Origin of the sequence: Candidatus Pseudothioglobus singularis PS1 (assembly GCF_001281385.1) — a bacterium.
Taxonomy (GTDB): domain Bacteria; phylum Pseudomonadota; class Gammaproteobacteria; order PS1; family Pseudothioglobaceae; genus Pseudothioglobus; species Pseudothioglobus singularis.
This window is the reverse complement of record NZ_CP006911.1, coordinates 1083890-1105495: the sequence shown is the minus strand read 5'-3', so window position 1 is coordinate 1105495 and position 21606 is coordinate 1083890. Positions and strand designations below refer to the sequence as shown.

Here is a 21606-nt window from a genome sequence, read left to right as displayed (position 1 = left end):
TTTGATAGAGATATAGAATCTATTTCATCTCCTGATGAGATTTTTGAAATTGAGATTTTCTATATTCTATGTATACTCGATTATTATTACGTGGGGTTTTTAGTAAGTGAGAGTTTCAAATATTAGATATAACGGTGATTGTGAAACCTACCAAATACTGGGCGGTGAGGCAATCTCAATTGATTTAAAAAGTGGTGATTCAGTTGAAATAGTTGACGTTGAGGGTGATCAAAAGTGCAGCGTTCTTGCATTTGATTCTAAAAAGTCATCCGCCTTATCTTCCCTTAACTGGAACACAAAGCCAAAAAATAATTCAAATAAAATCTCCTCAGGTGATTGCTCTGAAATGCTGAAAGCAATCCTTAATGGTAAGAAAATAAAATCAAAAGAGTTTCAAGCTACCGAGCTTTTTTCTGAGTCCAGTCCTGCAGATACGCGACAATCCTTTAATACTAATAATGACCTCTTGTGCGTCTTTGATGCAGAGGGCGGTCCAATGCTGGTTGATCAACAAAATTCACCTACAGAAATTTTAATCAATGTCTCTCGTTCAAATCCAACGATTCCTTCTGAGCGTTTACCTGAACCATTAGCAAAACCAACAAAAGAGATTCGGGTTAAAGATAGCTCTGCAGTGGCCTATAAAGTGAAGGCGGGTGAGTACATTCAAATCATTGATGTCGAGGGCCAACAGTGCTCAGATTTTCAGGCATTTTTAGAGGAAGATCTTAATAATAACTTGGAACTCTGCCTGGATCCAACTGTGACTCGCTCACAGATGTTAGCGAGTTATCCAGCACCTGGAACTCATGATAAATTTTATAATCAAAACTCAGTCCCTCTAGTTGAGGTCATTCAGGATACAGTGTGTAGGCACGATACATTTGGATTGGCCTGTAATGCTAAATATTATGAAGATCGCGGCTTCCCTGGACATATAAGTTGTACTGATAACTTTAACTCATCTCTAGCGGAGTTCGGCGTAGCTCCAAGAAGAAACTGGGCAGCCGTCAATCTCTTTTTTAATACAGCGATTGAAGAGTGCCACTCACTCAGCTCAGACGTCTCATGGTCAAGACCAGGAGATTACGTTTTATTAAGGGCTGTTGATGATTTGGTCTGTGTTTCCTCAGCATGTCCTGACGACACAACATCCTCTAATGGCTGGAATCCTACTGATATACATGTCAGGATTTACGATAAATCGAATAATTTTTCATCGGCAACGGCCTTTAGGCCTGATCCACAATCCATACCGACTATGACAAAAGAAACTGGTTTTCATAAAAACACATCGAAACTAACCAAAAACTTCGATAACTATAACGGCTATTGGCTGCCACTCGAATACACCAATTTAGGTGCTATTAAGGAATACTGGCAAGCCAGAGAGGGGGTAGTCATGATTGATCTGGCTCCGCTCAGAAAGTTTGAGATTTATGGCCAAGACTCAGAGGTTCTCATGCAATATGCGATCACCAAAGATGTTCGCAAACTCGCAATTGGCCAGGTTGTTTATTCAGCTATGTGCTATGACAACGGGTGCATGATTGACGATGGAACGCTATTCCGTCTTGATGATAATAATTTTCGATGGATTGGTGGTTCTGATGATGGCGGTAAGCATCTCAGAAAAATTGCTGAAGATCGTGGACTAGATGTTCGGGTGAAATCCTCAACAGACCAGCTTCATAATGTTGCGGTTCAGGGCCCTAAGAGTCGCGAGACACTCTCTAAAATTATTTGGATACCTAAATTACAAACGACGATCGAAGACCTTAAATGGTTCCGATTTACGATTGGAAGGATTGGTGGAGAATTTGGTATTCCAGTCATGGTTTCAAGAACCGGCTATTCAGGCGAGTTAGGTTATGAGGTTTTTGCTCATCCAAAAGACTGTGAGGCAGTTTGGGATGCAATTGCAGAGGCAGGTGAAGAGTTTGACATTTGTCCATTAGGACTGAATGCACTTGATATGCTTCGCATTGAAGCAGGATTAATCTTTGCTGGCTATGAGTTTTGCGATCAGACGGACCCGTTTGAAGCTGGCATAGCATTCACGGTACCTCTTAAGACAAAAGAGGATGATTTTTCTGGAAAAGAATCTTTAATTCTTCGTAAGAATTCACCACAAAGAGTCCTTGTTGGGTTAGAATTAGATACTAATGAAGTTGCGCTCCATGGTGATGGGGTGTATATTGGAAAACAACAAGTTGGAATTATTACAAGTGCAACACGTTCGCCGATACTTAAAAAGAACATTGCATTATGTCGAATTTCAGTTTCAGCGTCAGAGATTGACAATGAAGTTGAAGTAGGAAAGCTCGATGGACACCATAAGCGTTTATCTGCAAAGGTGGTCCGCTTTCCATTTTATGATCCTGAAAAAACTCGAGTAAGAATGTAGTTATTTTCAGGCAAAAGAAAATCTTGGATTTGTAATTATATCTGAGATTGTAAGTGTGATTTTTAGGACTATATTTGTTATAAAAGTCATTTTTGTTAGATTTTTTAAGGTTTTTATATTGTTCTTAAAAATATTTAATTAATTAAATAAAGGAGAAATAAATGAATAAGTTTACAAGTAAAGTAGCTGCAGCTGCTTTAACGATGTCTTTAGCTTCTGTTTCAGTTCAAGCTGTTGCAGACTCTTCAAAGCCAATCGTTATACCAATTCATAACTGGTCAAGCCAAGTGGTTATGTCCTACGTTATTGGTGGTATTTTTGAGTCTATGGGTAACAACGTATCTTACGTTCCTGCTGACTCGTCAGGTGTATATGAATCGATTCGTCTTGGAGACGTTACTATATCTCACGAAGTTTGGGAAGGAGCCTTTGGCAACGCTTACTATACAGCCATGGAGAAGGGCGGCCTAATAGAAGCTGGTACCCATTCTGCCTTGACTATTGAAGATATGGGCGTTCCTAACTTCGTAATAGAACAAAATCTATGTCCTGGACTTCCAAATTGGGAAGCTCTTAAAGGTTGTGGATCAGTTTTTGCCACTGCCGATTCTGGTGGTAAAGGTGTTTTCTTAGACGGTCCTTGGCACGTTGATGCTGAAACCGGAAAGAATCTATTTGAAGATCGTATTGGAGCTCTTGGTTTAGATGATGAATATACTTATAAACAAACTGGTAGTGCAGACGCCCTTTGGGCCGCTATTGATTCTGCAGAAGCTGCTGGAGAAGGCATAATTATATTTAACTGGACACCTAACTTTACGGATAGTGATGGTTTTTACTTCATAGAGTTTCCTCCATACTTCTTTGGTTGCCGTGAAACAGAAGGTGGTGACGGGGCTTGTGGATCTCCTAGAGGTTGGTTGAAGAAAGCGGCGAATTATAAGTTCCCTAAGACTCATCCAATGGCGTATAAGGCATACACTAAGATAGACTTCACGACTGGCATGATCGGTCAGATGGCTGCTCTAGTTGATATTGATAAGATGTCTCATGAAGATGCTGCAGCTAAGTGGCTTGCGGATAACGAGGATGTTTGGATGGCTTTCACCAAATAATCCTTTAATCTAGAGCACTCTTCATTCAAATAGAATAAGGGGTGTTTGTTAAGTACCCTTGCCCTCAAATTTATTATGAGGGGGTAGGGGTATTTTTATATATACTGGTAGTGTGTTATTTGTTTCAAAGAATTTAGGAAGATATTATGTCTGATCAGCAACCTGTAATTAAATGCGATTCCGTTTATAAAATATTTGGCGAAAATGCCGAAAAAATGCTTCAAAATGCCAATGGCAAGGTTGTTGCTGAAGAATTTCAAAAAGCTGGCTGTGTGGTCGGTGTTAATAATGCCTCCTTCGAGGTTAACAAGGGTGAGATGCTTGTGGTTATGGGTCTTTCAGGCTCAGGCAAGTCGACCTTGCTTCGTTGTATTTCAAGACTAACCGATGCCACTGCAGGGAATATTTATATTGAGGGTGAAGATCTAACCTCAATGAGTGATAAGGAGTTGATAGAACTTCGTCGCAACAAGATGGGCATGGTGTTTCAGAGTTTTGCATTATTACCCCATAAAACCGTATTAGAAAATATTGCCTTTCCATTGCAAGTGAAAGGCAATAGCACAAAAGACAGCATACAAAGAGCCAAAGAAATGGTTGACCTTGTTGGCTTAACTGGTCGTGAGAATTACTTTCCAAGAGAGTTATCTGGAGGTCAGCAGCAGCGCGTTGGTATCGCTAGATCGTTAGCAGTTGAGCCCGACATTTGGTTCTTAGATGAGCCCTTCTCAGCATTAGATCCGTTAATTCGTAAAGAGATGCAAGATGAGTTTCTAAGACTTCAGGGTGTGCTAAATAAGACCATTCTGTTCGTTACTCATGACTTTGATGAAGCATTAAGGCTTGCCGATCGAATTGCAATCATGAAAGATGGCATTATCGAGCAATTGGATACACCGGCAAATATCGTTCTTAATCCAGCAACAGAATACGTTCGCAAGTTTACAGAGGATGTTCCAAGGGAGAAGGTTCTTAAAATTGAATCTGTGATGGATCCTGTTGATGAAAAAGCCGAGTTGAGTGACCTTCAAGTTTCAAAAGACGCCATTATTGAGACTGTGGCTGAAGAGGTGTTAGGTCAACAAAAGCCTGTAGCGGTTCTTGATGATGATGGTAATACGATAGGATTATTGAACTGTTCAACCATTCTTCACATACTATTTGGTGATCGCTCTGGTACTCAAAAGAAAGACTAGATTATGGAATTTTTAACTAAGAACAAACCACTAGTTCAGCTCGCCGTCGTGCTTGTTGGCTTTTTCATCCTGATGTCAATGACAGGGCTCTACCATGATTTGATAGTAGAGCGTCATCTATTTGCCAAGTCTGTTGTTAAGGGAGAAATACAATCTTCGGTTGGTTTTGCTGAATCCATGTCAATGATTTTGAATTGGCAACTTCCTCCTCAACTCGTTAGAATTCCTGAGCTGACTTTTTATCACCCTGTTATTAACACTTCCGCCACCTATGTTCTAATAGCTTTAATGGTAACTGCTGGGCTCTTATACAAAAGCTTTGCAGAGAGCGTCAATAAATCAAATTGGTTACGTGTCAATTGGTTTCAAATTATTAGCAAGGGATTTGTTGGCATTATTGTGGGTCTTCTGTTTATACCTACTTTGTATAACTGGTTTTTTGGTGAGGTTACAAGAAGTACGTTTTGGGAAATACCATCAATGTTGCAAGATTTTTCTCAGTACCTCATATTTGAATTTTGGCAGACACCAGTTTACGACCCAGAAATTGAAGACTATGAAGACTATGGTCGAGTTCGATTATTTACCCGATCTATTGGCGCTACCTTATTGTTTTTAATTAATTTAGTTCGGGAATTATTGATTGGTGGTTTTGAGACAGTCGTTTCACTTGCCAATATTTTTAGTGATCAATCCGGCTGGGATTGGTTGAATGAAAATAAGGATAAGTGGTACTCCAGTGTCCCTGCTATTCCTTGGACAGTATTAACTGCTGGTGCTTTTATTTTGGGTTATAAACTTAAAGGTGTGGGTCTTTCTATATTGGCTGGTTTGAGTTGTATTTACTTGGCTGTATTCGGCCAATGGGAACCCGCAATGCAGACACTCTCTTTTGTGTTGGTTGCTGCGCCGGTCTCTGTTTTATTTGGTGTTATCTGGGGTGTGCTTGCCTACAAGAGCAGAACGGTTGAGAGAGTAATAACGCCATTGCTCCTCGTTGCACAAACGTTTCCACATTTCGCGTATTTGGTACCAATAATCGTCTTCTTTGGTATTGGTGACCATGCGGGTGCGATTGCAACAATAATTTTTGCAACACCTCCGATGATTCGACTCACCTTGCTAGGTCTAAAAAGAGTCTCTCCAGAGGTTTTAGATGCAGGCAGGATGAGTGGTTGCCGTAATTATCAACTGATGTTTAAAGTTTTGATACCTACTGCAAGGCGCGACATTTTAATTGGCGTCAACCAGGTAATTATGCAGTGCTTGGCTATGGCAGTGATTGCGTCTTTTATTGGAGCTATGGGCCTGGGTTTTAACTTATTACTCGCTCTAAACCAACTAAGGGTAGGTCAAGCGCTAGAATTAGGAATATGTATTGTCCTGATTGCTGTAGTGTTAGATAAATTATCTTTAGCTTGGGCCGATAAGCAAACCGACTACTTTGCCGACCTTTCTTTTGTTGAGAGAAATAAAACAGCGCTTTTGTTTGTTGCAGTTTTCTTTGCCGCTCTTTTGTTTGCTTGGTTTGGAAACTGGGTGTTTGCTGATACTACAAAAGGTATTAATTATTTTTATTTGATTCCTCACAACAAAGGTATTACCACTGAGCCATTTTGGCAGGCAGGCGTTGACTACATGGTTTCAAATTGGAGAGCGGATATTAAAATATTTAACGTGTGGTTGCTGGTGGAAGTGTTGATGCCAATGAAAGCATCTTATCTGGCCATGCCAGCAATAGCAACTTTTGTTCTAACGATGGGCGTTGGTTACATTATCGGTGGCATTCGTTCTGCGATTGTGGTTGGTTCGTTTATGTTGTTTATTGCTCTAACACCCTGGTGGGAAAGAGCCTTAATCACTATGTATATGCTGACGTTTGCAGTCATTGTTTCTGTTTTTATTGGTACGATTGTTGGTGCAATCTGTGTGCAAAATAAGAGGGCAGCCAAATTCATTCTTTTGGTTTGTGACACTTTTCAAACTTTTCCGTCGTTCATTTATCTTATTCCGGTGATTATGCTCTTTGGTGTGACTGACACTTCAGTGTTAATTGCGGTCATTGTCTACGCTGTTATTCCGCCTACTCGCTACACCGTAGAAGGCCTGAGAAATGTGCCAGAATCTCTGCTTGATGCGGCGGATATGTCGGGCACAACAAAACTTCAACGTTTGGTTAAAATCGAGTTCCCATTAGCTTTCCCACATATTATGCTGGGCGTCAATCAGTGCGTTGTTTTTGCATTGTTTATGGTTATTATAGGTGCGTTTATTGGCACTGAAGATTTAGGTCAAGAAATAATGCAACAACTTTTTTCTGGAGGCAATATTGGAAGTGGTCTAATGCTTGGTTTATGCGTGGCGTTTATCGGTCTTACAGTGGATCATTTAATCCAGACCTGGGCAACGAAGAGAAGAAAGTTGCTGGGTATTGACTAGATTCTATCCATTTCTAATAGAACCCTTTTAAATTCAAATCTAAGTGAAATTAATTACCAATTTCATGAATCATTCTGTTGATAATATCTAACCATAGATTATTAATTAGGGGTACGCCAAATGAAGATTATTGACGGCAAGACACTTGCTGAAAATCTCAGAAAAAATATTGCTAACGAAGTGAAGCAGTACTCAAGGCCTCCTGGTTTGGCGGTTTTACTCGTGGGCGATGATCAAGCTTCACAAGTCTATGTTAGAAATAAATCGAGAGCATGTGTTGAGGTTGGTTTTTATTCCGATCAAATCCATAAATCAGCAAACATTACTCAAGAGGAGCTGTTGTCAGAAGTTCAAAGGCTGAATGAAAATAATAACATTGATGGTATTTTGGTGCAGCTTCCTTTGCCTTCTCACATTGATGCCAACGAGATTATTGAGGCTATTATTCCTGAAAAGGATGTAGACGGATTCAGCAGTGAAAATGTTGGTAAGCTCAGTTTAAATAAACCTTTTATTAGTCCTTGTACGCCTAAGGGCGTTATTAAAATGCTAGACTCTATCAAGTGCGATCTGAGAGGAAAAGACTGCGTCATTATTGGTGCATCCAATATTGTTGGAAGACCGATGGCGATGGAGTTCCTTAATGCGGGAGCGACTGTCCAGGTGTGTCATAAAGAAACTAAGGACATTAAACAAAAAACGAAGTCAGCCGACATTATTGTCGCTGCTGCTGGCGTGGCTAACCTTGTTAACAGTGAGTGGGTTAAAGAGGGCGCGGTCATTATTGATGTTGGCATCAATCGACTTGAGGATGGGTCGATGACGGGTGACGTTGATTTTGACGATGTTAAGGATACTGTCTCAGCTATCTCTCCAGTTCCTGGAGGCGTTGGACCGATGACGATTGCGGTCCTTCTTGAGAATACTTTAACGGCCTACCAAGCCAAGCTATAAGTCAGACCTAAAGTCTTTAAGGGTTTGCGCGATCCAGCGATGAAAGCAGTGGGTTGCACTATCCATAATGGGTGAGAACTTACCACCATCAAACATAAGGCCATTCCTGCCGCGCTGCATGCCTTCAACAACGCCAATATCTTCCTGAAATACAGTCTTCCAGAATGAGGCATTCTCATCGATGAGGCTATTTAACTGCGGCATCTCCGAAGGATTCTTTGAGTAGTAAAGAGAGATATGCTCGATTGTCTTGTTGGTCGCAATCGGCTCAATAATGATGGAAAAAAAGTGGTCTCTGTGAACCCCTAAAAGGACGTTCGGATAAAGAGCAATGTATTCACTCGTCTTATCCCATTTGTTTGAGAGTCCATCAAAATCTGGGAACACTTTTCCATCTTCATTTTTAATTTGATTGTAGACATGGGAGCCTTGTCCTGAGAAAGCGCCTATTTCTTCGATATGGTAGTGATCTTCAATACTTGATGTGACGTTGAGCTCAGGGTGTACCCATGGCAAATGGTAGCTCTCACAGTAGTTTTCAACGGCAAGCTTCCAGTTCGTCTCTAAGGCCAGAGAGAAAGACGATGTTTTACCGCCATGATAAATTGGCTTTTCAAATTCAGACCACCTCTCAATGACCTTGGATGCGTATTCTTTAAACGCAGGCGCCGTTCCTGAAATATTGACAAAAATAATGTCTTGCCAAACGTTAGATCTTATTTCAAATAAGCCCAGCTCTTTATTCTTTATAGAGTCATGAGAATTAGTATCGATGCCTCCAACCATTGGCGTTGCGCAGAGATCACCTTTAAGGTTGTAGCACCAGCTGTGGTATGGGCAGCGAATAATGCCGCTAATGTTGGTAGGCTCTTCAATGAGTATCATTCCCCTGTGCCGACACGTATTTTGAAAGACATTAATCTGATTGTTTTCATCACGAACCATGATGAGCGGCATGCCAACAAAATGGAGCGGTTTGACATCACCTATATTAGGTATATCTTTACCCGTTCCAATGGCTGACCAGTTATCAAAAAGAATGGCTTTCTTTTCTTCTTCAAAAACTGCCTCGCTGACGTAATGCTCGTTAGGAAGTCCCTTCGCCTTATCAGTTGAAGTGAGAACAGAATCTAAGTTACTATGTGGAATGGAAGACATTATAAAAAAAATAACTCAAAAAACGATATGATACTATCGAGCAGAATAAATGAAAGACAATAAAATTCAAATAAAAAATTGAATATATTTCATTAGCTTGAAATTAAACTAGGGTTTAGCGATTAAGAAGTCTCTTAGTATTTTGACATTTTCCGGAAGCAACTCTTCTTTTTCACTCATGATGTAGAGCGCAGAAGGCGCAGGAATCGATGTATCTCCATAGATTAAAAGTTCACCACTATCAATCTTAGGTTTACAAAGATGTTTCCATCCTAGAACAATTCCCATACCGTCACCGGCAACTTGAAGCCCAATCATGTAGTTATTAACATGGGTACCTGGCGCTATTTTCCCTTTGTAGCCTAAAGCATTAAACCATGAAAACCAATTCGACCAGTTCTTATCCTTAGCCCTGAGATGAATTAAAGGGGCTTGCGCTAAATCTTCGATAGAGGTATATGGAAATTCTTTTGCAAATGAAGGGCTACACAAAGGAACCAATTCATCTTGAAATAGCGTATGTTTTTGAGTCGATTCGTTTTCAACAAACCCGTAACAAATCTTTAGGTCAACAGCAACACCTTGTGAGTCAGGATTGTCAGTTACATGCTGATTCACCGGAATTTCTGGATGCTGCTTCCAGAATTCAGCTAAGCGAGGCGGGAGCCACATAAATGAAACCGCTGTTGTTCCGCTAATAATAACTTCTTTGTCACTGGCAGAGCGTCTAAGATTTGCAAGAGTTGACGATACCGCAGTAAAACTACTCTGAAGAACAGCAAACAAAGATTCACCATGATCCGTTAAATTATTACCGTGGTGCTTTCTATCAAATAGAGAGAGTCCAAGTTCAGTTTCTAAAAACTTTATTTGGTGACTGACCGCGCCTGGAGTAACTCCAAGCTCTTCTGCTGCACCTTTAAAACTTCTATGACGAGCAGCTGTCTCGAATGTCGCTAGTGAAGTTAACGGCGGTAATTTGTAATATCTACGTGACATAAATATTCCCCTAATGTTGAATATAAGTATACTTACTTTTTATATTTTATGTTCATGTTGAGCCTTTTTATCTATCAATGAAGCTGCTAAAAATTTAGAGCGCATATGCGCTATATGCTTTAATAGCTTTGAAAATAGAGATTTAATAAAAAAAACAACTCAACTGAAACCCCTTTCATAGTGTGTGAATAGAGTCTATATATAATTTTTTCAAGTATATAGAATTATTTTCAATTCGATTTGAATTTTTTAACCTGACATGCCTTTCAAAATATTGATAATTATGTTTACTGAAAAAATCATTTATATGTTTGTTTAATATTTCAAAAACACTAAAATCACAAGGAGATTAATATGTCTTTACCAAATCAAGCCGAATACGTTATAGCTGGCGCAGGAATTCACGGATTATCAACTGCATGGAGGCTAGCTGAACGCTTAACCGAGAAGGGAGAAGGCATCGATGGTCGTATTGTGATCATTGATAAGGCAGACAGAATTGCGGCAGGTGCAACGGGTATCGCATGCGGCGTTGTTCGTAATAACTATTTTCAACCTGCTATGCGCAAGCTGATGGCTCACTCGGTCAGCATCTGGGAAAGCGATCCAGAGGCATTTAGTTATCATGCAAATGGCTATATGCAAATCTCATGCGAAAAAATGAGAGATGACGTCAGACAGATTCACACTGAGCAAGCGGCAATTGGATATGAAAGCGTCTTTATCGAAGGCGAAGAAGAGTCACGAGAATACATGCTGAATCTTTTTGATGACTGGCAAGCTGAAGGCATTACCTCAGTACTTCATGAAAAGCCGGGCGGTTATGCGAACAATGTTAAAGCAATGGAAGGACTCTCAAAGAAAGTTTTAGACCTTGGAGTCACTGTTGTCCTTAACACTGAAATTACAGGTTTTGAGACAGAGGGTTCAGGGCAAAGTGTTACTGCTGTTAATACTGACAAGGGAACCATTCAGTGCGATAACTTAATCGTAGGCGCTGGGCCATGGGTCCGTGATTTTTGGAATATGATTGGCCTTCCTTCTCAAATCGAGCTGAAAGATTTAAATGGAGAGCTTCACGAAAACATCGACATGTGGCGCTTTTGGCAGTTAGAGGAGGGTGTTTTAGAGATTCCACCAGAGACGTTAACAACGAACGATGGAAAGATTCCACCCGTTCTTCACGTTGATACAGATGCGCCTTTATATTCAACGGTAGATGGTTCACTCATCACCGATCAAATGTGGGGTATTTATTATAAACCTGACTGGGGTTTTGGTGGTATCCAGGGCGGAGCTTCACCTTACACTGTTGATACGCCAGTAAATGAAGTGGCTATTGACCCTTATGGACCAGAAAGCAAAGAGTTCACTGCCAGTAAAGATTTCCCTGAAATGTGGGTCTCAGCTCTTGCACACTGTCACAAAAGATTTGAAGGCATGATGCCTCACTATCACAAGGAGCCTTCAGGCGGCATTGGATGCTTTACGCCAGACAGTTTCCCAGTTATTGATACCTTTAATAATAACGTCACGATCATTGCGGACAGTAACCACGGTTACAAGATGTTGGGCGTTGGATGCCTAGTTGCTGAAGAGCTATTAGGAGAAAAGCAAGAGCTTCTAGAGCCATTTAGATTTAGCCGCTTCAAAGAAGGTAAACTTCACCCAGTATCGAATAGTCCTTATCCTTGGAGTTAAACTGTGAGCAAGACAAAATATTCTGCCTTCAAAGTATTAAAAGAAGCATTAACGGGCCATAAAGGCTGGGAGCCGACCTGGCGAGATGCTGAACCAAAGGCTGAAGGCTATGACGTTGTTATTGTTGGCGGAGGTGGCCATGGATTGGCGACTGCCTATTATCTTGCAAAAAATCACGGAATAACTAACGTAGCTGTCATTGAGAAGGGCTGGATTGGTGGCGGTAATGTTGGAAGAAATACAACCATTATTCGCTCAAATTATTTGCTTCCAGGTAACGAACCCTTTTATGAATTGTCTATGCAGCTCTGGGAAAACCTAGAACAAGACTTGAACTACAACGCGATGGTCTCTCAGCGTGGCATCATGAACCTTATTCACTCTGACGCTCAGAGAGACGCTTTCATTAGGAGGGGTAACGCGATGCTTTTTGCAGATGCGGGCTGTGAATTTATTGAAGCGAAAGAAGTTAAAGAGAGATACCCATTCTTAGATATGGATAACCCTAGATTCCCAATTAAAGCAGCACTTGCTCAGCCTCGCGGCGGAACAGTAAGGCATGATGCGGTTGCATGGGGATACGCGAGAGGGGCGAGCGACCTTGGTGTTGATATTATTCAAAACTGTGAGGTCACAGGCTTTAATATTGAGAATGGAAAGTGTTTAGGTGTTAAGACGACTAAAGGTGACATTAAAGCTGGCAGAGTTGGCGTTTGTGTTGCAGGCTCATCTGGAAGAGTGATGGCAAAAGCAGGTATTAAATTGCCGATTGAAAGTCACGTACTTCAGGCATTTGTAACAGAGGGCTTAAAGCCAGTTATGGATAACGTCATCACTTTTGGTGCAGGTCACTTCTACTGCTCACAGTCTGACAAGGGAGGTCTTGTATTCGGCGGCGATATAGATGGCTACAACACCTATGCGCAGAGAGGAAATTTACCGGTTGTTGAGGATGTCTGTTCTGGCGGTATGGCGATTATGCCATCGATTGGTCGAGCCAGGCTTCTTAGAATGTGGGGCGGAATCATGGACATGTCTATGGATGGATCTCCATTCATTGATAACACAGAGGTTGAAGAGTTGTTTTTTAATGGCGGCTGGTGTTATGGCGGCTTTAAGGCGACACCTGCGAGCGGATTCTGTTATGCCCACTTATTGGCAACGAACGAGTCACACGAGGTTGCTACAGCTTACAAACTGGATCGATTTAGGCGCGGCGCTATTATCGATGAGAAGGGTGTTGGCGCTCAACCAAACTTACACTAAGGGGGACGTAACATGATCATTAATCATCCATTACTAGGTCCTCGAGATTCAGAAGAATTTGTCTACCTGGGGTCGACTGACCTTATTAATAGGCCCACTAATTGGGAAGACGAAGCCTCAGCTGAGGACTTCTATCAGTATCAGTACATCAGAGAAAATATCGCTGGTGATCATCAAGAGCTTTGGTATCACGAGCAGGGCGATCAGTCTTGGCTGGTTGTAACTAGGAACACTTTATCACATGAGATCACAAAGGTTGAGCTTGCTCAAGATGTCTCAAGATCAATGGGACGCGGAAAATGAGTCAAACACATAGACAAGACGGCGGTCTCATAGACCAAAAGAAAACGCTAACCTTTACCTTTAACGGTCAAATCTTAAGAGGCTACGAGGGAGACACTCTAGCATCCGCACTGCTTGCTAATAACAAGCACTTGGTTGGAAGGTCCTTTAAGTATCACCGTCCACGCGGAATCGTGACGGTTGGCTCTGAAGAGCCGAATGCTATCATGGAGATCGGAAGCGGTGCTCACAAGGAGCCCAACACGCGCGCAACTGTGACTCAGCTTTATAACGGTTTAGAGGCGAATAGCCAAAATCATAGAGGACCTCTCGGTTTCGATTTAATGGCGATCACCGACTTTTTATCGCCGCTGCTTGGAGCTGGCTTCTACTACAAAACATTTATGTGGCCTAAGGCTTTTTGGGAAAAGATCTATGAGCCAGCTATTCGTAATTCAGCCGGTCTCGGAACGCTTTCTAAAGAGCCAGATCCTGACACCTATGACAAAGGGTTTCGTTACTGCGATATATTAATTATTGGAGCCGGTGCAACTGGCCTGTCTGCTGCTCTGACAGCTGCAAGCTCAGGCGCTAAAGTAATACTGGCTGATGAGGACTTCCTGATGGGAGGCCGCTTAAATACTGAAACAGCTAAGATTGATAATATCAAAGGTAGCGAGTGGGCAAAAAGCGCCGTTGAAAAACTCAGCGCGATGGAGAACGTCACCTTGATGTCAGATACGACCATCTTTGGTGTCTACGACCACGGAATATACGGTGCACTAGAAAACAGATCGTCAGAGTCTAGAGCGGATAGCAATAAACCGAGACAGGTCAACTGGCGAATTTATGCGAAAAAATCAATTCTATGTGCGGGCGCCATTGAGCGCTCAATCGCCTTTGGAAACAATGATCGCCCAGGCATTATGCTTGCAGGTGCGGTGAGGGCTTATATGAATCGATTTGCGGTTGCAACGGGGAATAAAGTCACGGTCTACACAAACAATGATGACGGCTGGCAAACAGCTAAAGATTTAAGGTCTAAGGGTGTTAATATTGTTGCGGTCATTGATTCGCGCTCTATCAGCCCAGTGATGCCGATTCAAGGCGCTGAAATCTTTATGGGTACGGATGTTGTCGATACTAAAGGCAGAAGGGCACTGAAGTCCATTACGCTTTCAAATGGCAAGACTCTTGACACCGACTCACTAGCTGTTTCGGGTGGCTGGAATCCCAACCTACATTTAACCTGTCACCACAGAGGGATTCCGAAATGGAATGAAGAGATTGCCTCTTTTATTCCAGATGAGGCGACGCCTCCTGGGATGAGCGTTGCGGGTAGAGCAAAAGGAACCATGGTTCTCTCTGATGCAATGAAAGAGGGTCACGATTTAGGTTCTAGTGTTGCCTTAGAATTAGGCTACAAATCTGCAGACCTTAAGGCTGCATCAACGCCAGCGGTTGCCTACAATGTGGTCGCTAACTGGGGCGTTGAAAGTGGCAAAAATCGCGCTTGGGTTGACTTCCAGAATGATGTCACCGCGAAAGATGTTCGCTTAGCGAACCAAGAAGGATTTAAGTCGGTTGAGCACGTCAAGCGCTACACAACGCTAGGCATGGCAACGGACCAAGGCAAAACCGCTAACGTTTTAGGTATCGGCATCATGGCTGAGAACATGGGTCAGACTATGGAGGAGACTGGAACAACCATTTTCAGGCCGCCATACTCTCCTGTTGCAGTTGGTGCATTTGCTGGAAGAAGAAGAGGGATGGAGTTCTATCCAACAAGGTACACGCCGAGCCACAAGTGGTCTGAAGAGCAGGGCGCTGTGTTCGTTGAGGTTGGGATGTGGTATCGCTCGCAGTGGTTCCCTCAGCCGGGTGAGACGCACTGGCGTCAGTCCGTTGATCGTGAGGTCATTAAGACGCGCGCTTCTGTCGGCATCTGTGATGTCACAACACTTGGAAAAATTGATATTAAAGGATCAGACGTCTCTGAATTCTTGAACAAGGTTTACGTCAACGCTTTTGCGAAGCTGCCGGTCGGAAAGACACGGTACGGCCTGATGCTTAGAGAAGACAGCATGGCGATGGATGATGGTACAACGGCAAGACTCGCTGAAGATCACTTCGTGATGACAACGACGACTGCTAACGCGGTCAGCGTTTATCGTCACCTTCAGTTCTGTCACCAGGTGCTATGGCCTGATCTCGATGTCCACATGATTTCAGTGACCGAGCAGTACGCTCAGTACGCAGTCGCAGGACCTAACTCTCGTAACCTATTGCAAAAGATTGTTGATCCTGAACACGACATTTCAAATGAAGCGTTCCCTTTCATGGGGGCAGGCGCAATCACAGTTTGTGGCGGCATCCCTGCAAGACTTTTTAGGATCTCTTTCTCGGGCGAACTGGCCTACGAAATTGCGGTTCCAACGCGTTACGGTGATGCTCTCATGAGAGCAATGATGCATGCAGGTGAAGAGTTCGATGTCGTTCCTTATGGAACTGAGGCGCTTGGCGTTATGAGAATTGAAAAGGGGCACGCAGCGGGACCAGAACTCAACGGTCAGACGAGTGCTTATGATCTTGGAATGGGCGGTATGGTCTCAGGCAAAAAAGACTTTATCGGTTACAAGTTAGGTCAAAGAGAAGAGCTACTCAGGAATGATCGTATGCAGATGGTTGGTTTCAAGCCGGTGAACAAAAATGCTTTAGTTGATAAAGGCCACTCAATGGCTGGTGCGCATCTCCTCGGACTCAGAGAAGAGGCGACAACGCATAATGACCAGGGCTGGATTTCTTCGTCGATCTACTCCCCGATGCTGGGCTGTTATATTGGCCTCGGATTTATTAAAGATGGACTGAATAGAAAGGGTGAGTTCGTTCGTGCCGTTGATTTAGTTAGAAATAGTGATATAGAGGTTGAGATTTGTAGTCCACACTTCTATGATCCTGAAGGAGGGCGTCTACGTGTCTGATTACGAATTATTGCCAGAGTCACCGCTAGGTGGCGTCGAGATAGAGATGGATGGCTTCAATATTACTGAGGTGACTGACAAGTCTCTCGTGATGGTTGCACTTCCAAGAGAAAATTTTAGTGAGGTTGAGTCTTCAATCGATAAGTCTTGCGGTCTTAAGCTCCCAGAAATGGAGCGATCAACCCTTTCAAAGGATTCTTCGATTATGCTCTGGCGTCTGCAAAAGAACCAAGTTTTAGCGTACTTTACTTATGAGGGTAATGACGCAGAAGCTCACTTATCTAGACGGTTATCTGCGCCAGCATACTATACGGATCAGTCCGATACCTGGGCTATGATTAGGGTTAGTGGTCAGAGAAGTAGGGATGTGCTCGAGAGAATCTGCCCAGTCGATATAAGTGTAGAAGCGTTTCCTGTAGGCAGCGTATCTAGGACAATCATGGAGCATATAGGAACCATCATCTTTAGGGATGGCGATGACTCCTATGTTCTTTTAACAATGCGTTCATTTGGCCGCTCTATGCTTCACGCGATTGAAGTGTCTGCAGAGAACGTTCTTTAAATAAAAGTCTGTATAACCTCTTTATTATGGTAGATTTTTCATAATATCGATTGTATATCAACTTGAGCTAAAGTCCAAATTTCCTTTGATGTGTAAGCGAGGGTTAAAAAAAATAAAACCCTGTATAAGGGCTTTATTTTTTAGATTCTTTATGAATATTATATTTCTATCTAACAATTAAAAAGATTACCTTAAACTAGTTCCACTCCCAAATGTCCCAAGTAGCGTTTCCTTCTGCATCAACATCAAAATGGTAAACACAACAAACACCATTAAGACTCGAAAGTGATGGTGCAGTTGCTTGAAAATAACACGCCCCTCTAAAGTTTGACCCTCCATCAGCTGTAAAAGTACCCATTCCTGTTGCCCTGAATGTGGCTACTCCATCCTGTGTCATTATTACACCTTGATTAGGGCACTCGCCATAAAGTGTGCCATCTGCTCTCATACTGGAACTATAAGTTGCCATACTTTGGACTTCTGCTCCAGCAAGTGTTCCAACACCTTCTGTAGAGGTGCTGAACTTAGGTAAAGAACCTTCAGCTGACAACACTTTATTTGTTGCAGGTCCAGAAATTGAACCAATCTTTTCTCCCAACATATCATTTTCTCCTTTGATTTTGATAATATTTATTAATGCCTTAGATTAAACTTTGGCAGATTTTATATACAGTCATAAGCTATAAGACTGTAAATTAATTATATGTCAATTAGAACTAAAGTTTAAATTTCTTTTGATGTATGAGGGAGGACCTCCTTCTTTATGCTAATAATCTACTATAGCTTCTATCATAGGCTCCAAATGGAATCACTTGTACTGAAATCATTTCTCCCAGTAAATCCATCATCAACTTAGTTCCTTCTTTAGATTTGTCTGGATTTACGAATGCATATGCTAAGTTTTGATTCACTCTATGTCCCCATTCACCAGAAGTTATTGTCCCTACAACTTTACCATTTTCAATTAAAGAGGCTCCACTATGAGAAGGCGCATGTTTACAATCAACATCAAGGCAAACAAGCCTCTGTTTTGGGCCATCTTTAACGCGTTTTTGTAACGCAGTTTTACCAATAAAGTTATCTTTTTTTAGATTTACAAAACGATCAAGACCAGTTTCAAAAGGATCAAATTCAGTTAATAAATCAGACTTCCATGACAAAAATCCTTTCTCCATTCTCATGGATTCGACAGCCCTGGATCCGAAGAGCTTCATTCCAAATTCTTTACCAGCTTCTGAGAGGGTAAGGTAGGCTGCATAGAGTGAAGAGTTTGGAACATGAACTTCATAGGCAAGTTCTCCTGAAAAACTGACTGACATTACAGTAGCAGCTGTGAATCCAATAAAGCACTCTCTTACGCTCAGCCATGGAAATACCTCTTTACTCCAGTCGTCACGACTACATGCTGACAAGACTTTTCGAGCTTTTGGACCAGCAATAATGAGAATAGTTTGATCATTCGTTAGGCTTTTAATGTGAACATCTTCATCAGCATTAATGTGTTGTGTTAGCCAATCCATATCATGGAACTCTGATGCCGCAGCTGAGCCATACCAAATTCTAGTAGAACCCCTATCTGAGGCTGGGATATTAGCAATAGTCGCTTCACTTTTTACCATTCCAAAATCATTAAGAAGATAACCTAATCCTACGCGACCAGGTTTATGTGTGATGTTCCCACAAAACATACGATCTATAAAATTCTCAGCGTCTAAGCCAGTTATTTCAAAGCGATTAAAGCCATTAACCTCACAAAGACCAACGTTATCACGAATATTTATAATTTCTTTAGCAACTATGTCAAATGTTTCATCAAAATGAAATGAAAGCGAAGGATAGAAGTCCTCAGAAGGCTTAATATATTCAACACGCTCCCACCCGTTAATAACTGTAAATGCCGCATTTTCTGCAGCCATGATAGGAGTAAGTGAAGTGGTTTTTGCTTTACGAGCAGCTGGGCGATGTTCATGGGGAAAATGAAATCGAAACTCGTTTTGATAGTCCTCAATAGCTTTTAAAGAGGTCATCTCAACATTAGCATGTGCGGTAAATCTTCGAGGGTCAAGACACCAAGTATCATAACATGCCTCGCCATTAACAATCTGTTGAGCAAGAAGCCAACCATGTCCTCCACCCTCACCTAATCCTGCGCGTAAACCGATAATACAAAAAGCGTTTTCCTTGCCTGGGATTTTTCCAACTAGTGGCGCCCCATCAATTGTGTATGTAATTGGGCCATTAACAATACTCCGAATTCCAGCATTCATGAGTGCTGGCATCCGCTCAAATGCTCCATCCAAAACATCAGCTACTCTCTCTAAATCATCAGGGCAGAGCGCGTTAACAAAGTTTGGATCAATCCCGTCCATCCCCCATGTCTTACAATTTTGCTCATAAAAACCAATCAAAAGCCCACCCTTATCTTGTCGGCAATAATAGTCAGATATTGGACAGCGAAGTAGAGGCATACGGTGACCTGCCTGTGCAATTTCAGGAATATCTTCAGTTAAAAAATATTGATGCTCCATTGACGCTACAGGGTGGTGAACACCCATCATTGCTCCAACTTCATTAACCCTGTAGCCACAAGCATTAACAATAATCTCACAGTCAATATCACCATGTTCAGTGGATACCTTCCAGGTGTTATCTTTATATTGCTCGAGAGCAGTTACAGGCGTATCTGTATAAACTTTCGCACCAGCTTCACGCGCTTTTCGAACCAAGGAATGACACAATTGATATGGGTCAATGTCTCCATCATGAGGGTCCCAGAGACCACCAATTAAATTTTTAGTTGATATTAATGGATGGCGTCGTTGGCACTCTTTAGCATCTATTACCTCAAAATCAACACCCATACCTTTAGCCATCGAGGCAAAGTGTCGATAACCCTGCATTTGTTCTTCAGTATTTGCTAGGCGTATTCCACCATCTGAATGGTTATAGTTGATTGGGTGATCAGGGTCATTAGCTAATTCTTTGTATAGGTTTATTGAATGAGTCTTTAGACCAACCATTGTTTGGTTCATACCAAAATTAGTTACCTGAGCCGCTGAGTGCCATGTTGTTCCGCTCGTAAGATCATTGCGCTCTAAAAGAACAACATCGGACCAGCCTTCTTGAGTTAGATGATACAAGGTAGAACACCCGGCAATGCCTCCACCTATAACTACAACACGTGCATTTTTTTTCATTTTAATATTATAAGTTAATCAAAACCTAGTCAAAGTCCAAACTTCGTTTGATGTGTGAGGGAAGGTGTATATATCTATCTATGATGTCGAGAGGGGCTCCCCCTGTACCTTCAAAGTCAAAATAAATATGCGAGGGATAGTTATTTATTTCCTATTAAATAACTACTTATTTGTGAGTAGAAATATGAGTAGAATTTTAATGATAATTTATTAAATCCTATGATATATGGGGTTACAGAGCTTTATGCGAATCCCATTCTCGTATTCGTTAATTAACAGTTTCGTTATCAAAGTTGTAGGGTGAGTCATCGTTACTGTAATCTGCAACTCCTTCTTTGACTTTAACACCATTCTCATAGAAGGTAAATTTTCCTGAAGGCTTTCCATGCTTGAACATAATTTCTGATTCAAGTTGTCCCTCCTCATTCCAAACTCTAGATAGCCCATGAAGTAGACCACTCTTGTAATTGTCCTGTTGAATCACGAGCCCAAACTCAGTCCAAGCAGTCAGTTCACCTTCAAGTTTGTTATCTATATAGAAGCATTCTGAGGCTTTCTGCCCTATCGGATACCAATACGTTTCCTTACCATGCTTTTTGCCGTCTCTATAGGTTGTCACCTGCTTCATGTCATTGAAGAGCTTCTGTGTGTGTTCTACGTCTTTCATCAGGTTACTATACTCCATTCTTTCTTTTGACAGAGCTCGACTCCAGCATCAGCATTGTCGCAATAAAGCTGCTGTCCATTTTCAGTTCCAAACATAGATGACATTGTGATTGTCCAGAGCATTACTATCCAAAGAAAGAAACTAAAAACAGTTGTGACAATAGAGTCCACTATTGATAAAAGCCAGACCATTAGTTATGCACAAAGGCTAGAAAGATCACACTTGCTAAGATATTAAAGAGTATCCAAATGACAAATTTTTTATTGATCTTCATTTTGTAAGTCTAGACTAGCTTTCCATCCTTGAAGTTTTCTTGAGCAATAATCTGACCATTTTCATCCCACTTCGTCCAGAGGCCTTCTTTCTTCTCTTTTCTATAGTTGCCTTCTTCCCATTTCTGACCATTTTCATGCCAAGTAACCCATAGGCCCTCATATAGGCCATTTATATCAATACTCTCTTTCATCTTCTGACCATTCTCGTACCAGTAATTATGTTTTCCGTGCCATATATTCTCTTTGTATGACTCCTGGCTTTTAATCTGACCGTTCTCATGCCACTCCGTCCAGACGCCTTCCTTCTTGCCATTCATCCAAAGGCCTTCAGATAGCTTCTGTCCGGACTCATAGCGGTGCGTTTCTATTTCATTTTTTATATCAATTTTCATAATCAAATTATATTT

At 41.7% G+C, this 21606-nt stretch carries 17 protein-coding genes; 10 read left to right on the top strand and 7 right to left on the bottom strand.

Going from position 1 to position 21606, the window contains the following annotated elements; genetic code table 11:
• The first annotated feature begins 106 nt into the window (after positions 1–106).
• From W908_RS05605 to folD, 5 genes are all read left to right on the top strand, one after another.
• Positions 107–2407, top strand: a complete 2301-nt coding sequence (locus W908_RS05605; protein ID WP_053820292.1) for a trimethylamine N-oxide demethylase — start codon at positions 107–109, stop codon at positions 2405–2407.
• A gap of 161 nt (positions 2408–2568) precedes the next feature.
• Positions 2569–3522 carry an ABC transporter substrate-binding protein gene (locus tag W908_RS05600; RefSeq protein ID WP_020029091.1) on the top strand — a complete coding sequence of 318 codons (954 nt, stop codon included), beginning with the start codon at positions 2569–2571 and terminating at the stop codon, positions 3520–3522.
• Positions 3523–3668: 146 nt separating this feature from the next.
• Positions 3669–4718 (top strand): quaternary amine ABC transporter ATP-binding protein, encoded by a 1050-nt coding sequence (locus tag W908_RS05595; protein WP_053820291.1) that lies wholly within the window; start codon positions 3669–3671, stop codon positions 4716–4718.
• A gap of 3 nt (positions 4719–4721) precedes the next feature.
• Positions 4722–7157 (top strand): ABC transporter permease, encoded by a 2436-nt coding sequence (locus tag W908_RS05590; protein WP_053820290.1) that lies wholly within the window; start codon positions 4722–4724, stop codon positions 7155–7157.
• Between the two features lie 120 nt (positions 7158–7277).
• Positions 7278–8111, top strand: coding sequence for a bifunctional methylenetetrahydrofolate dehydrogenase/methenyltetrahydrofolate cyclohydrolase FolD (gene folD, locus W908_RS05585; RefSeq protein ID WP_053820289.1), 834 nt, complete (start codon positions 7278–7280; stop codon positions 8109–8111).
• Here folD and W908_RS05580 read toward each other — a convergent pair.
• Both W908_RS05580 and W908_RS05575 read right to left on the bottom strand, forming a co-directional pair.
• Positions 8106–9269 carry an aromatic ring-hydroxylating oxygenase subunit alpha gene (locus tag W908_RS05580; RefSeq protein WP_053820288.1) on the bottom strand — a complete coding sequence of 388 codons (1164 nt, stop codon included), beginning with the start codon at positions 9267–9269 and terminating at the stop codon, positions 8106–8108. The two genes, folD and W908_RS05580, sit on opposite strands and share 6 nt — an antisense overlap.
• A 108-nt stretch (positions 9270–9377) precedes the next feature.
• Positions 9378–10268, bottom strand: coding sequence for a LysR substrate-binding domain-containing protein (locus tag W908_RS05575; RefSeq protein WP_053820287.1), 891 nt, complete (start codon positions 10266–10268; stop codon positions 9378–9380).
• A 354-nt stretch (positions 10269–10622) separates the two neighbouring features.
• On the opposite strand from W908_RS05575, the gene W908_RS05570 reads away from it, so the two are divergent.
• The 5 genes from W908_RS05570 to W908_RS05550 are packed head-to-tail and all read left to right on the top strand — an operon-like array spanning position 10623 to position 17060.
• Positions 10623–11969, top strand: a complete 1347-nt coding sequence (locus W908_RS05570) for an NAD(P)/FAD-dependent oxidoreductase (protein WP_053820286.1) — start codon at positions 10623–10625, stop codon at positions 11967–11969.
• A 3-nt stretch (positions 11970–11972) separates the two neighbouring features.
• Positions 11973–13235, top strand: coding sequence for a sarcosine oxidase subunit beta family protein (locus W908_RS05565; protein ID WP_053820285.1), 1263 nt, complete (start codon positions 11973–11975; stop codon positions 13233–13235).
• Between the two features lie 12 nt (positions 13236–13247).
• Positions 13248–13538, top strand: coding sequence for a sarcosine oxidase subunit delta (locus tag W908_RS05560; RefSeq protein WP_020025834.1), 291 nt, complete (start codon positions 13248–13250; stop codon positions 13536–13538).
• The gene (locus W908_RS05555) at positions 13535–16498 is read left to right on the top strand and encodes a sarcosine oxidase subunit alpha family protein (protein ID WP_053820284.1); all 2964 of its coding nucleotides are present in this window, start codon (positions 13535–13537) and stop codon (positions 16496–16498) included. Before W908_RS05560 ends, W908_RS05555 begins: the two co-directional genes overlap by 4 nt.
• Entirely contained in the window at positions 16491–17060 is a 570-nt protein-coding gene (locus tag W908_RS05550) for a sarcosine oxidase subunit gamma (protein ID WP_053820283.1), read from the top strand. Before W908_RS05555 ends, W908_RS05550 begins: the two co-directional genes overlap by 8 nt.
• A 196-nt stretch (positions 17061–17256) precedes the next feature.
• Here the strand turns inward: W908_RS05550 and W908_RS05545 are convergent, their stop codons facing one another.
• From W908_RS05545 to W908_RS05525, 5 genes are all read right to left on the bottom strand, one after another.
• Positions 17257–17661, bottom strand: a complete 405-nt coding sequence (locus tag W908_RS05545) for a hypothetical protein (protein ID WP_053820282.1) — start codon at positions 17659–17661, stop codon at positions 17257–17259.
• Positions 17662–17821: 160 nt separating this feature from the next.
• Positions 17822–20257: a GcvT family protein gene (locus W908_RS05540; RefSeq protein WP_053820281.1), complete on the bottom strand. Its 2436-nt coding sequence runs from the start codon at positions 20255–20257 to the stop codon at positions 17822–17824.
• A 268-nt stretch (positions 20258–20525) separates the two neighbouring features.
• Entirely contained in the window at positions 20526–20924 is a 399-nt protein-coding gene (locus W908_RS05535; protein WP_053820280.1) for a toxin-antitoxin system YwqK family antitoxin, read from the bottom strand.
• On the bottom strand, positions 20924–21115 hold the full coding sequence (locus W908_RS05530; RefSeq protein WP_020026855.1) for a hypothetical protein: 192 nt from the start codon (positions 21113–21115) through the stop codon (positions 20924–20926). The genes W908_RS05535 and W908_RS05530 overlap by 1 nt, the downstream gene beginning before the upstream one ends.
• A 92-nt stretch (positions 21116–21207) precedes the next feature.
• Entirely contained in the window at positions 21208–21591 is a 384-nt protein-coding gene (locus W908_RS05525; RefSeq protein WP_053820279.1) for a toxin-antitoxin system YwqK family antitoxin, read from the bottom strand.
• Positions 21592–21606 lie beyond the last annotated feature (15 nt).

What these genes read in the sequence shown, in the direction of transcription:
- W908_RS05600 (WP_020029091.1), top strand. Translation starts at nt 2,569, where the DNA reads ATGAATAAGTTTACAAGTAAAGTAGCTGCAGCTGCTTTAACGATGTCT.
- W908_RS05595 (WP_053820291.1), top strand. Translation starts at nt 3,669, where the DNA reads ATGTCTGATCAGCAACCTGTAATTAAATGCGATTCCGTTTATAAAATA.
- W908_RS05590 (WP_053820290.1), top strand. Translation starts at nt 4,722, where the DNA reads ATGGAATTTTTAACTAAGAACAAACCACTAGTTCAGCTCGCCGTCGTG.
- folD (WP_053820289.1), top strand. Translation starts at nt 7,278, where the DNA reads ATGAAGATTATTGACGGCAAGACACTTGCTGAAAATCTCAGAAAAAAT.
- W908_RS05580 (WP_053820288.1), bottom strand. Translation starts at nt 9,269, where the DNA reads ATGTCTTCCATTCCACATAGTAACTTAGATTCTGTTCTCACTTCAACT.
- W908_RS05575 (WP_053820287.1), bottom strand. Translation starts at nt 10,268, where the DNA reads ATGTCACGTAGATATTACAAATTACCGCCGTTAACTTCACTAGCGACA.
- W908_RS05570 (WP_053820286.1), top strand. Translation starts at nt 10,623, where the DNA reads ATGTCTTTACCAAATCAAGCCGAATACGTTATAGCTGGCGCAGGAATT.
- W908_RS05560 (WP_020025834.1), top strand. Translation starts at nt 13,248, where the DNA reads ATGATCATTAATCATCCATTACTAGGTCCTCGAGATTCAGAAGAATTT.
- W908_RS05555 (WP_053820284.1), top strand. Translation starts at nt 13,535, where the DNA reads ATGAGTCAAACACATAGACAAGACGGCGGTCTCATAGACCAAAAGAAA.
- W908_RS05545 (WP_053820282.1), bottom strand. Translation starts at nt 17,661, where the DNA reads ATGTTGGGAGAAAAGATTGGTTCAATTTCTGGACCTGCAACAAATAAA.
- W908_RS05540 (WP_053820281.1), bottom strand. Translation starts at nt 20,257, where the DNA reads ATGAAAAAAAATGCACGTGTTGTAGTTATAGGTGGAGGCATTGCCGGG.
- W908_RS05535 (WP_053820280.1), bottom strand. Translation starts at nt 20,924, where the DNA reads ATGAAAGACGTAGAACACACACAGAAGCTCTTCAATGACATGAAGCAG.
- W908_RS05530 (WP_020026855.1), bottom strand. Translation starts at nt 21,115, where the DNA reads ATGGTCTGGCTTTTATCAATAGTGGACTCTATTGTCACAACTGTTTTT.
- W908_RS05525 (WP_053820279.1), bottom strand. Translation starts at nt 21,591, where the DNA reads ATGAAAATTGATATAAAAAATGAAATAGAAACGCACCGCTATGAGTCC.